This window comes from Mesorhizobium sp. B264B1B, from assembly GCF_020165765.1.
In the GTDB taxonomy this organism is placed as follows: domain Bacteria; phylum Pseudomonadota; class Alphaproteobacteria; order Rhizobiales; family Rhizobiaceae; genus Mesorhizobium.
On record NZ_JAIUIS010000007.1, the window covers coordinates 71,232 to 83,303 of the forward strand.

8 protein-coding genes are annotated in these 12,072 nt (G+C 64.3%); 5 read left to right on the forward strand and 3 right to left on the reverse strand.

Going from position 1 to position 12,072, the window contains the following annotated elements; genetic code table 11:
* Nucleotides 1-74 precede the first annotated feature (74 nt).
* Nucleotides 75-1,760 (reverse strand): hydantoinase B/oxoprolinase family protein, encoded by a 1,686-nt coding sequence (locus LB547_RS16010; protein WP_140763025.1) that lies wholly within the window; start codon nt 1,758-1,760, stop codon nt 75-77.
* 1 nt (nt 1,761) lies between these two features.
* Nucleotides 1,762-3,846 (reverse strand): hydantoinase/oxoprolinase family protein, encoded by a 2,085-nt coding sequence (locus LB547_RS16015; protein WP_140763028.1) that lies wholly within the window; start codon nt 3,844-3,846, stop codon nt 1,762-1,764.
* A 222-nt stretch (nt 3,847-4,068) separates the two neighbouring features.
* On the opposite strand from LB547_RS16015, the gene LB547_RS16020 reads away from it, so the two are divergent.
* From LB547_RS16020 to LB547_RS16040, 5 genes are all read left to right on the forward strand, one after another.
* Nucleotides 4,069-4,896, forward strand: coding sequence for a ferredoxin--NADP reductase (locus tag LB547_RS16020; RefSeq protein ID WP_140491577.1), 828 nt, complete (start codon nt 4,069-4,071; stop codon nt 4,894-4,896).
* Nucleotides 4,897-5,103: 207 nt separating this feature from the next.
* Complete coding sequence (gene deoC, locus LB547_RS16025; protein WP_140559097.1) at nt 5,104-6,144, forward strand: deoxyribose-phosphate aldolase; 1,041 nt, start codon at nt 5,104-5,106, stop codon at nt 6,142-6,144.
* Nucleotides 6,145-6,367: 223 nt separating this feature from the next.
* Nucleotides 6,368-8,740, forward strand: coding sequence for an aldehyde dehydrogenase family protein (locus LB547_RS16030; RefSeq protein ID WP_140559098.1), 2,373 nt, complete (start codon nt 6,368-6,370; stop codon nt 8,738-8,740).
* 179 nt (nt 8,741-8,919) lie between these two features.
* Nucleotides 8,920-9,651, forward strand: coding sequence for an SDR family oxidoreductase (locus LB547_RS16035; protein ID WP_140514227.1), 732 nt, complete (start codon nt 8,920-8,922; stop codon nt 9,649-9,651).
* A gap of 169 nt (nt 9,652-9,820) precedes the next feature.
* Nucleotides 9,821-10,666 carry a fumarylacetoacetate hydrolase family protein gene (locus LB547_RS16040; protein ID WP_140514225.1) on the forward strand — a complete coding sequence of 282 codons (846 nt, stop codon included), beginning with the start codon at nt 9,821-9,823 and terminating at the stop codon, nt 10,664-10,666.
* 186 nt (nt 10,667-10,852) lie between these two features.
* Here LB547_RS16040 and LB547_RS16045 read toward each other — a convergent pair whose 3' ends face one another.
* Nucleotides 10,853-11,851, reverse strand: a complete 999-nt coding sequence (locus tag LB547_RS16045; RefSeq protein WP_140514224.1) for an ABC transporter ATP-binding protein — start codon at nt 11,849-11,851, stop codon at nt 10,853-10,855.
* Nucleotides 11,852-12,072: the final 221 nt, after the last annotated feature.

Sequence of the window (12,072 nt, forward strand, 5' to 3'; positions counted from 1 at the left end):
GCCAAAACGATTTCCGAGCAAGCCGGACCAGGCCGCGGCCTTACTCCTCCGGGTCGAACAAGGCGCCAGCGAGTTCATGCGGCGCCGAACAAATCCCTGGCCTGTTCAGCCGTATAATAACCAAGCCTGACGTCCTGAGCCACCAGTTCCGGATCGCGCTCACGCGGATCGCCGTAGCCGCCACCACCCGGCGTACCGACGCGGACGCGGTCACCGGCCTTGAGCGCGATGTCCTGCTCCTTGGAGAGGTGCGGCGGCACATGTTCCTTCCCGTCGCGGATGACGGCCACCGTGTTGGGCTCGCCATCCCGGCCGCCGAGCGCGCCTTGCGGGCCGAAGCGGCCATGGTCCATGACAAAGGAGGCGCGGGCTTCTCCACGCAGGATCTCGACCTCGTAGGCAAGGCCAAAGCCGCCGCGATGTTTGCCGGCGCCGCCCGAGCCCTCGCGCAACGCATAGTGACGGTAAAGCACCGGAAAGGCCTGCTCCATGATCTCGACCGGCGGCGACTTGGAGATGCCGATGGTCGAGCAGCCATTGGTCAGCCCGTCATGGCCGGCATTGCCGCCATAGCCGCCACCAGAGATCTGGTACATGACATAGTCGCGGCCGCGCGCCGGATCGTTGCCGCCGAGCGCGAAATTGCCGCTGGAGCCGGCGGGCGCCGCCGTTACCTTGTCGGGCAGCGCCTGCACCATGGCCGCAAACACCGCCTCGGCGATGCGCTGCGACACTTCCGCGGCGCAGCCCGAGACCGGGCGGGGATATCTGGCATCCAGGAAGGTACCCTCCGGCCGCTTGACCTCGAGCGGCTCGAAGGCGCCGGCGCTGATCGGCACATCGGGGAAGATATGGCGCATGGCGAGATAAACCGAGGACAAGGTGGTCGCCAGCACGCTGTTCATCGGCCCCGCGCAGGGCTTTGACGAGCCGGCGAAATCGAAAGTCAGGGTGTCGTCCTTCTTCTCGACGGCGAGCGCGATGGTCAGCGGCTCGTTGACCACGCCGTCGGAATCGACGAAGGCCTTCGAGCGGTAGGTCCCGTCGGGAATGGCCGCTATGTTGGCGCGCATCTGCTCGGCGGCGCGGCGGCGCAGTTCTGCGATCGCCTCGACAACAGTTTCGTCTCCGTAACGATCCAGAATTCCATTGAGCCGATCCTGGCCGATCAGCAGTGCGGCAGCCTGCGCCCTGATGTCGCCGATGCGCTGGTCGGCGACGCGGATGTTCGAACAGATGATGGCGTAGATCTCCGGGTCGAGTACGCCTTTCTTGAACAGTTTGACGGGCGGCAGCCGCAAGCCTTCCTGCTCGACCGCCGTCGCCGAAGCCGAGAAGCCGCCGGGCACCGAACCGCCAATGTCGGGCCAATGACCGGTGTTGGACAGCCAACAGAAAATCTTGCCGTCCCGGTAGACCGGCATGACGAAGCGCACGTCCATCAGATGCGTGCCGCCGAGATACGGGTCGTTGACGATGTAGATATCGCCCGGCTCCGGGGCCAGGCAGCGGCCGTCGGCGATCATCTCGATCACCGTCCTGGTCGAATATTGCATGACGCCGACGAATACCGGCAGGCCCTGGCTGCCTTGCGCGATCAGCGAGCCGTCGACGGCCGAATAGATGCCGTCGGAGCGGTCATTGGCCTCGGCGATGACAGGTGAGAAGGCGGCGCGGGAAAAGGTCAGGTCCATCTCATCGCAGACCTGCTGCAGGGCTGCCTGGAGAACCGAGAGCGTGATGGCGTCGAGCTTTTGCATCTCAGGCCTCGCCAATGTCGATGATGATGTTGCCGTCGGCGTCCGAGCGGGCACGGTCGCCGGGTTCGAGCACCGTGGTAGCGTCCATCTGTTCGAGGATCGCGGGCCCTTCGATGATCACATCGAGCGGCAGTTCTTCGCGTGCGTATACGGGCGTGTCATGCCAGCGCCCGCTGTACCAGACCGGCCGGATCTCGCGCCGGGCCTCGTCGAGCGTCTTTGCCCGCCCGGCGGGGTCGATCAGCCGCGACAGATCGATCGCCGGCCTGACACCCGTCACCGAGGTGTTCAAGTTGACCAGATTGGCGCGGATTTCCGGCAGCTCGACCTTGAAGCGCGCGAAATAGGCCTTTTCGAACAGCGCCTGCAGCTCCTGCCGGGTCACCGACGAGGACGGCAGCGGCACGTTGATGATGTGGGTCTGGCCGACGAACTGCATGTCGGCGGAATGGGTGACGCGGATGGTCTGCGGTTTCACCGCCTCCTTGGCGATCAGCTCCTCGCCTTCGTTTCGATGCCGTTCCAAAACCCGATGGAGCTGGCTTTCATCAAGAACGCCTACCGGCCGGTTGATGGTGTTGACGAAATCGTGGCGCAGATCGGCGACGACGCAGCCCAGCGCGTTGGTGATGCCGGGCCGAGCCGGCACCAGCACCCGGGGCAGTCCGAGTTCGCGCGCCAGGGCGGTGGCGTGCAGCGGGCCGGCGCCGCCGAAGGCGAACAGCGCGAAATCGCGCGGATCGTGACCGCGCGACACCGACACCATGCGGATGGCGCCGGCCATCTTCATATTGCCGAGCCTGAGCACCGCGCCGGCTGCTTCGACGCCGGACAAGCCCGTCGCCTTGCCGATCCTGTCGGCGAAAATGCCGGTGACACGCTCTGATGTGACCGGATTGTCAACGGCAAGCAGCTTCTTCGACGCCAGCCGGCCGAGCACCAGATTGGCGTCGGTGATGGTCGGCTCCAGGCCGCCGCGGCCGTAGCAGATCGGGCCTGGATTGGCGCCGGCACTTTCCGGGCCGATCTGGATCAGGCCTGCCGCGTCGACGCGCGCGATCGAGCCGCCGCCGGCCCCGACCGTGTGTACCGCCACCATCGGCACATGGATGGGCATAGCGTATTCGATCTCGATCTCGTTCGAAACCGCCGGTTCGGCGTTGCGGATCAGCGCCACGTCGGTCGAGGTGCCGCCCATGTCGTAGGTGACGAGATTTTCGAAGCCGGCGCGCTTGCCCGTGTAGGCGGCGGCGATGACGCCCGAGGCCGGGCCGGACATCACGGTCTTGGCCGATTCACGTGTGACGAAGCGGGCCGAGATCATACCGCCATTGCCGTTCATGATCAGGAAGTCGCGGGCGTAGCCTTTGTCGGCGAGTTCCTTGCGCAGCCGCTCGACATAGCGCTCGAGGATCGGCTGCACCGAAGCGTTGACCGAGGCGGTGACGCCGCGCTCGAATTCGCGCGCTTCCGACAGCAGCGCATGACCCGCGGTGATGTAGTCGTTCGGCCAGAGTTCGGCGGCGATCTCGGCGGCGCGCCGCTCGTGCGAAGGGTTAGCGTAGGAATGCAGGAAGTGGATGACCAGGGATTCGCAGCCGGCATCGATCAGCGCCTTCACCGCCTCGCGCATTTCGGCTTCGTCGAGTGGCATGCGTACCGCTCCCGACGCCTCGACGCGCTCGGACACTTCGAGCCGCAGGTTGCGCGGGATGACCGGAACAAAGGTGCCGGTCATGCCATAGGGCTGCGGCCGCGTGCGCCGGCCGAGCTCGATCACGTCGCGAAAGCCGCGCGTGGTGATCATGCCGGTCTTCGCCAGCCGGCGTTCGAGCACCGCGTTGGTGGTTGTCGTCGTGCCATGCACGATAAGATCGATGCCGTCGATCGGAAAGCCGGTGGTATCGAGCGCCGAAACGACGCCGAAGGCCTGGTTGTCGACGGTCGTGGGCGTCTTGGCGATATGTACCCGCCCGCCATCCTTGCCATCAATCAGAAGCAGATCGGTGAAGGTTCCGCCGACGTCGATGCCGGCGACGACACTGCCCAGGGAATCCGGCGGCTGCACCGAAAAATTCTCTTTCATTGTCGAAACCCGAAATGCTGGGACTACGGATATGTCACAGTTTGGAAAGGTGTTTTACGGCGGCATCTTGACGCAAATATCGTTTGTATACTAATAAATTCCGGACACAAGAGCTTACCGCTTTGGAGTGTGCGAGCAGCACGCCGGAACCTGAACGGTCCGGGCGCGCAGGAATAAGGTTTGGCGCCCGCGTTCGTGAGTTGGGCCAGAAGGTTGGATTTGATGAACACCACATCCGCGTTCAACACCGCCGGCGCCCGCCCGCTGCAATTTCCGATTCCAGCCAATGTCTATGCCGAAACCGTGGTCTCGGTGAAGCACTACACCGACCGGCTGTTCTCGTTCCGCATCACCCGTCCGCAGTCGCTGCGCTTCCGTTCCGGCGAATTCGTCATGATCGGCCTGCCCAATGCCGAGAAGCCGGTGTTCCGCGCCTATTCGGTGGCCAGCCCGGCCTGGGACGAAGAGCTGGAATTCTTTTCCATCAAGGTACCGGACGGCCCCCTGACCTCGGAGTTGCAGAAGATCCAGGTCGGCGACACCGTCATCATGCGCCAGAAGTCGACCGGCACGCTGGTGGTCGACGCGCTGACGCCGGCCAAGCGGCTGTTCATGATCTCCACCGGCACCGGCATCGCGCCCTTCGCCAGCCTGCTGCGTGACCCTGACACTTATGAAAAATTCGAGCAGCTGGTCCTGACCCACACCTGCCGTGACAATGCCGAGCTGACCTATGGCCAGGAACTGGTGGCGGCGCTCGAAAGCGACCCGCTGATCGGCGAACTGACCGGCGGCCGTGTCACGCTCTACAACTCCACGACCCGCGAGGAGTCGGCCCGCATGGGCCGTATCACCGCGCTGATCGGCTCCGGCAAATTCTACGCCGACCTCGGCATAGAGAAGCTCAATCCCGAGACCGACCGCATCATGATCTGCGGCTCGATGCATATGCTCAAGGACGTCAAGGAGATGGCCGAGAGCCTCGGTTTCCAGGAAGGCTCGCTCAGCCATCCCTCGACTTTTGTCGTCGAGCGCGCCTTCGTCGGCTGAGGCCTGCTCTTCTCCGGCGATCGAGCTTTTGACCTTCTGGTCAAAAATTAGCTGCTTTCGCGGCCTTTTTTAGCTATCCTCGCTTGAGGACTCGTGAAGCGCGGCTTCGCGGGCTATCTTCGTGCGTGTCGCCCAAAAGTGCCGAGCGGTTTGGGAAGACGATACACACCTAGACATAAGCGCAGTCGCTGAGTGAAAGGGCAGGAGATGAGCAGCACAATCCGCGAGGCCGAGGCCAAGGTGATGCCGCTGCCGGCGCGCGCCGCCGCCAACACCGCCCTCCCGCTGGATCATCGCATCGCGCGCAATCCCGGCATGAAGCTCGACCTCGGCTTTCTGGAGTCGGTGCGCAGCGTCAACCGCTCGGCGCTGGAACGGCGCGTCGCCAGCCTGACCAAGCGGCGCTCGATCAAGGCCGACAACCAGGCGGCCTGGCTGCTGCGGGCGATAGCCTGCATGGACCTGACGACGCTCAACTCGAACGACACGGAAGAGCGCGTGCGCCGGCTTTGCGCCAAAGCGATCAATCCGCTGCGCCGCGACATCGCCGAGGGCCTGGGCATTGCGGGCGAACCCATCCGCCCGGCCGCCGTCTGCGTGTATCATCCGTTCGTCGCCACCGCGGTCGACGCCGTGCGCGGCACCGGCATCCATGTCGCCGCCGTCTCCACTGCCTTCCCGCATGGTCTTGCGCCACTGTCGACCCGCCTCCAGGAGATCGAGGCCTCGGTGCGCGACGGCGCCGACGAGATCGATGTCGTCATCCCGCGCGGCCTGGTATTCGGGGCCAAATGGCGCGAGCTCTACAATGAGATCGTCTCGATGCGCGCTGCCTGCGGCGATGCGCATCTGAAGGTCATTCTCGGCACCGGCGACCTCGCCACGCTGCGCAATGTGATGCTGGCCTCTATGCTGGCAATGATGGCGGGCGCCGATTTCATCAAGACCTCGACCGGCAAGGAAAGCGTCAACGCCACGCTGCCCGTCGGCCTTGCCATGGTGCGCGCCATCAGGGCCTATTTCGAGGAGACCGGCTATCTCATCGGCTTCAAGCCGGCCGGCGGCATTTCTACCGCCAAGGTGTCGCTCGACTGGCTGGTGCTGATGAAGGAAGAACTCGGCCGGCCATGGCTGGAACCGGATCTGTTCCGCTTCGGCGCCTCGAGCCTTCTCACCGATATCGAGAGGCAGCTCGAGCATCACCTGACCGGGCATTATTCGGCCAATCATCGCCACGCGATGGCTTGAGTCAGGGCTCGAACGTGGAGCCCTACGGCGCCCCCCTCTGTCCTACCGGACATCTCCCCCATACGGGGGGAGATCACGCGCTTCCTTGTTTTCGTCCATTTTCAACGTCGCAAGGGCAGCGACACGCTGAAACTGCCAATCTCCCCCCTTGTGGGGGAGATGTCCGGCAGGACAGAGGGGGGCGCGACAGAGCGCTTGCCGAGGCAATTATCTGGAGGGCCCCATGAACATTCTCGAACGCTATCACGCCATGGAATACGGTCCGGCGCCGGAAGCCCGCAACGAGGCCGACGCCTGGCTTGCCGTGCGCGATTTTTCCAAGGCATTGTTCATCGACGGCACCTGGAAGGCGGCTGGGGGCGGCAAGACCTTCGAGACCAGCGAGCCTTCTTCCGGCAAGCTGCTGGCCAAGGTTTCGGACGCGGGCGCCGCCGACATCGACGCGGCGGTCGCGGCGGCCACCAAGGCGCTGCCGAAATGGTCGGCCTCCTCGGGCTATACCAGGGCAAAAGTGCTCTATGCCATCGGCCGCGCCATGCAGCGCCACCAGCGCCTGCTCGCGGTGCTTGAGACAATCGACAATGGCAAGCCGATCCGCGAGAGCCGCGACATCGACGTGCCGCTGGCGATCCGCCACTTCATCCATCATGCCGGCTGGGCGCAGGCGCTGGACAGGGATTTCCCCGGCCACAAGGGCGTCGGCGTCGTCGGCCAGATCATCCCGTGGAACTTTCCGCTCTTGATGCTGGCCTGGAAGATCGCGCCGGCGCTGGCCGCCGGCTGCACGGTGGTGCTGAAGCCGGCCGAGTTCACGCCGCTGACAGCCATCCTGTTCGCCGAAATCTGCGAACGCGCCGGCGTGCCGAAAGGCGTCGTCAACATCGTGCAGGGCGGCCCGGAAGCGGGTGCGGCCATCGTCAAACACCCCGGCATCCAGAAGATCGCCTTCACCGGGTCTTCCGAAGTCGGCAAGATCATCCGCAAGGCTACCGCCGGCTCGGGCAAGAAGCTGTCGCTGGAGCTTGGCGGCAAGTCGGCCTTCATCGTGTTCGAGGATGCCGATCTCGACAGCGCCGTCGAAGGCCTGGTCGACGGCATCTGGTTCAACCAGGGACAGGTCTGCTGCGCCGGTTCGCGGCTGCTGGTGCAGGAAGGCATCGCCGAAGCGTTCTTCGCCAAGGTCAAGGTCAGGATGAGCCGGCTGCGCGTCGGCAGCCCGCTGGACAAGAACACCGATATCGGCCCGCTGGTCGATCTGACGCAGCTCGATCGCGTCAAGGGCCTGGTCGCCGAGGGCGCAAAACAGGGGGCGGTCTGCTGGCAGCCGGATGCGGCGCTGCCCTCATCCGGCTATTACCATCTGCCGACCCTCGCTACCGGCGTTTCGCCGGCTAATATTCTCGCCCAGGAAGAAGTATTCGGCCCCGTTCTGGCGACCATGACGTTCCGCAACACCGAGGAAGCGATCGAGCTCGCCAACAACACCCGCTATGGCCTTGCCGCTTCGGTGTGGAGCGAAAACGTCAACCTCGCTTTGCACGTCGCACCGCAATTGAAGGCCGGCGTGATCTGGGTCAACGGCACCAATATGTTCGACGCCGCCTGCGGCTTCGGCGGCTACCGCGAGAGCGGTTTCGGCCGCGAGGGCGGGCGCGAAGGCATGTTCGAATATCTCACGGCAAAGCTGCCGCTCGGCCCGGTCATCAAGCCGGCGACAGTCTCGGCACAACCCGTTGAACAGGCCGATGGCGCAGCAATCGACCGGACGGCAAAACTGTTCATCGGCGGCAAACAGGTTCGGCCCGATGGCAACTACTCGCTGGCGGTTGTCACCGCCAAGGGCAAGCTTGCCGGCGAAGTCGGCTTGGGCAACCGCAAGGATATACGCGATGCCGTCTCCGCGGCGCGGGCCTGCAAGAGCTGGCCGGAGGCGACCGCCTACAACCGCTCACAGGTGCTCTACTATCTGGCGGAAAACCTCTCCGGCCGGGCGGAGGAGTTCGCCGCCCGTCTCGTCCAGCTCACGGGCGCGACCGCCAAGGCGGCACGCGAGGAGGTCGACCAGTCGATCGAGCGGTTGTTTCTCTATGCCGGACTTGCCGACAAGTTCGAGGGGCGCGTGCACCAGCCACCGGCACGGGCGGTGACGCTGGCGCTGCATGAGCCGGTTGGCGTCGTCGGCATCGTCGCGCCCGACAATCAGCCGCTGCTCGGGTTCATCTCACTGGTCGCGCCGGCGCTGGCAATGGGCAACACGGTGGTCGCGGTGCCTTCGGAGCGCCATCCGCTGCTCGCCACCGATCTCTATCAGGTCATCGAATATTCCGACGTGCCTGCCGGCGCCATCAACATCGTCACCGGACGCACGGCCGAACTTGCCGGCGTGCTGGCCAAGCATGACGATGTCGATGGGCTCTGGCTGTTCGCCGATGCCGACACCTGCGCCAAGGCGGAGGTCGAGTCCGTCGGCAACCTCAAACGTATCTGGAGCGGCAATGGCCGTAGCCTCGACTGGGCCTCGGAAGAAGCCGCTGGCGATGTTTTGCTGCGCCGCGCCGTCGAGGTGAAGAACGTCTGGGTGCCCTACGGCGACTGACGTTCCATGCTGTCACGATGGAGATCGGGTTCGGGCTTGACGCTCGGGCTTATGTTCTTTAACGAGAAAAAACATCTTTATCTGTGAACTGACAGAGCAGGCCACATCATGGCCTGTGACTGGCACATGACGCCTTCGCAGGCCGCCGATAAAGGCAGTTAACCCAGGAGGAGAACAGCATGGCGGATCTGGCAGGCAAGGTCGTCGTCATCACGGCAGCGGCGCAAGGCATCGGCAAGGCAAGCGCGCTCGCCTTCGCCAAGGCAGGAGCTACCGTCCATGCCACCGACATCAACGAAACGCTGCTGGCGGAACTCGCCAAGACTGCCGGGATCAAGACACGCAAGGTCGACGTGCTCAATGACGAGGCGGTCAACACCGCCTTCGCCGGGATCGGCCGCGTCGACGTGCTGTTCAACTGCGCCGGTTTCGTCCACTCCGGCTCGATCCTGGAGATGAAGGACAGCGATCTCGATTTCGCTCTCAACCTCAACGTTCGCGCCATGATCCGCACCATCCGCGCCGTGCTGCCCGGCATGCTGGAGCGCGCAGACGGGTCGATCATCAACATGGCCTCGCTGGCGAGTTCGCAGAAGGGCGTGCCGAACCGTTTCGCCTATGGTGTCACCAAGGCTGCGGTGATCGGCCTGACCAAGGCAGTCGCGGCCGACTATGTCGGCAAGGGCATACGCTGCAACGCCATCTGCCCCGGTACGGTGGAAAGCCCGTCGCTGCAGGATCGCATGCACGCGCAGGGCGATTATGAAGCCGCGCGCGCCGCCTTCATCGCGCGCCAGCCGATGGGCCGGCTCGGCACGCCGGAGGAAATCGCCGATCTGGCCGTCTATCTGGCCGGCGCCACCTACACATCCGGGCAGGCCTACAATATCGATGGTGGCTGGTCGATCTGACCGGATCGAGGAGTCTGAAAATCCCGCTCACCGGCGATCACTATATGGTGTCCGCGCTTGCCCTGGATCAGGCCGGTGGTACGGTCCGCCGGCTTCCCAAACGGGAGCCATTCGTTTCGGTGAAGAGTTTGCAAAAGGCCGCGAGGCCGCAACCAGGAGAAGGGTCTAAATGAAACTGCTGCGCTATGGCGAGGTGGGGAGCGAACGTCCCGGCCTGCTCGATGCGGATGGGACGATCCGCGACCTCTCCGCCCATGTCGCCGACATTGCCGGCACCACGCTTCACCCGGCCTCGCTGGAGATGCTGTCCAAGCTCGACGCAAAGTCGCTGCCGGCGGTTTCCGGCAAGCCGCGGCTCGGCGCCTGCGTTGCCGGCACCGGCAAGTTCATCTGCATCGGCCTCAACTATTCCGACCACGCCGCCGAGACCGGCGCCACCGTGCCGCCGGAGCCGATCATCTTCATGAAGGCCAGCTCGGCCATCGTCGGACCGGACGATGACGTGCTGATCCCGCGCGGCTCGGAGAAGACCGACTGGGAGGTCGAGCTCGGCGTCGTCATCGGCAAAACGGCAAAATATGTCAGCCAGGCCGATGCGCTCGATTACGTCGCCGGCTACTGCGTCGCGCACGATGTCTCCGAGCGCGCCTTCCAGGCCGAGCGCCAGGGCCAATGGACCAAGGGCAAGAGCTGCGACACGTTCGGCCCGACCGGCCCATGGCTGGTGACCAAGGACGAGGTCTCGGATCCGCAGAACCTGAAGATGTGGCTGACCGTCAACGGCAAGACCATGCAGAACGGCTCGACGAAGACCATGGTCTACGGCGTCGCCTATCTTGTGTCCTATCTCAGCCAGTTCATGTCGCTGCATCCTGGCGACATCATTTCGACAGGCACGCCGCCCGGTGTCGGCCTGGGCATGAAGCCGCCGGTGTTCTTGAAGGCCGGCGACGTGGTGGAGCTGGGCATCGAAGGGTTGGGCCAGCAGAAGCAGACGTTCAGGGCTGACGCATAACTTTCACGAGTCGCGCCGCCCCTCATCTGGCTGCCGCCATCTTCTCCCCGTAGAACGGGGAGAAGGACGCTGTCGTTGCTGCTTTCGCCAATCGCCGGCGCTGGAGCTATCTTCCTTCTCCCCGTCACTATACGGGGAGAAGGTGCCGGCAGGCGAATGAGGGGCAGCGCCAACTATGTTGCGATACTACTTCAGCACCTTCCCATCCGCGCCAAACCGATAGGTCTTCGCCGGATCCGGCGTTGCATAAAGTGTCGCCCCCGGCTCGGCGTCATAAACACCGAAAATGCGCACGGTGATCAGCCCGGCCTTCTCGCAGTCGAGATAGAGATTGGTGTCGGCGCCGAGGTGCTCGGCATGCACGACCGTGCCTTTCCAGGCGCCGGATTTCGGGTCGACAGTCAGATGCTCCGGCCGCACGCCGATGCTCTTGGCGGTTTCCCCAAGCCTGGCGCCGTCGATGAAGTTCATCTTCGGCGAGCCGATGAAGCCCGCGACAAATTCGTTCGCCGGCGAATTGTAGAGTTCCATCGGTCCGCCGATCTGCTCGATTTTCCCGGCATTGAGCACCACGATCTTGTCTGCCAGCGTCATCGCCTCGACTTGGTCGTGGGTGACGTAGATCATCGTCGCCTTGAGGCGGCGATGCAGCTGCGCGATTTCCAACCGCGTGTTGACGCGCAGTGCCGCGTCGAGATTGGACAAAGGCTCGTCGAACAGGAACAGCTTTGGCTCGCGCACCACGGCGCGGCCGATGGCGACGCGCTGGCGCTGGCCGCCGGAGAGTTCCGCGGGACGCCTTTCCAGATAGGGCTCAAGCGACAGCATGGACGAGGCGATGCCGATGCGGCGCTCGATCTCGGGCGCCGGCGTGCCGGCCTGCTTGAGGCCAAGGCCCATATTGTTCTTCACCGTCAGGTGCGGATAGAGCGCATAGGTCTGGAACACCATGGCGATGCCGCGCTTGGCCGGCGGCGTAGCCGAGACATCCGCGCCATCGATGACCACCCGGCCCGAGGTCGAATCCTCCAGCCCGGCGATCACCCTCAGCAAAGTCGACTTGCCGCAGCCCGAGGGGCCGACGAAGACGACGAATTCGCCATCCGTCACCTCGAGGTCGATGCCCTTCAGCACCTCGACCGGGCCGAAGGCCTTCTTCACATTCTCGATCTTCAGCGAGCCCACGGCAGTCCTCCAAATTGATGAGTGGGCGCCAGGGCGCCTCCCTCTGTCCTGCCGGACATCTCCCCCTCAACTGGGGAGATTGGCAGCTTTGACGCTGAAACACTCTTTTTGACGTTTGTGATCGGCGAAGGCCATGCCGACAGCTGATCTCCCTCCTTGAGGGGGAGATGGCCGGCAGGCCAGAGGGGGGCGCCGTAGACCGCAACCCCTGCCGCTAGCTC

What these genes read in the sequence shown, in the direction of transcription:
- deoC (WP_140559097.1), top strand. Translation starts at nt 5,104, where the DNA reads ATGAGCAGCACAATCCGCGAGGCCGAGGCCAAGGTGATGCCGCTGCCG.
- LB547_RS16030 (WP_140559098.1), top strand. Translation starts at nt 6,368, where the DNA reads ATGAACATTCTCGAACGCTATCACGCCATGGAATACGGTCCGGCGCCG.
- LB547_RS16040 (WP_140514225.1), top strand. Translation starts at nt 9,821, where the DNA reads ATGAAACTGCTGCGCTATGGCGAGGTGGGGAGCGAACGTCCCGGCCTG.
- LB547_RS16020 (WP_140491577.1), top strand. Translation starts at nt 4,069, where the DNA reads ATGAACACCACATCCGCGTTCAACACCGCCGGCGCCCGCCCGCTGCAA.
- LB547_RS16015 (WP_140763028.1), bottom strand. Translation starts at nt 3,846, where the DNA reads ATGAAAGAGAATTTTTCGGTGCAGCCGCCGGATTCCCTGGGCAGTGTC.
- LB547_RS16010 (WP_140763025.1), bottom strand. Translation starts at nt 1,760, where the DNA reads ATGCAAAAGCTCGACGCCATCACGCTCTCGGTTCTCCAGGCAGCCCTG.
- LB547_RS16035 (WP_140514227.1), top strand. Translation starts at nt 8,920, where the DNA reads ATGGCGGATCTGGCAGGCAAGGTCGTCGTCATCACGGCAGCGGCGCAA.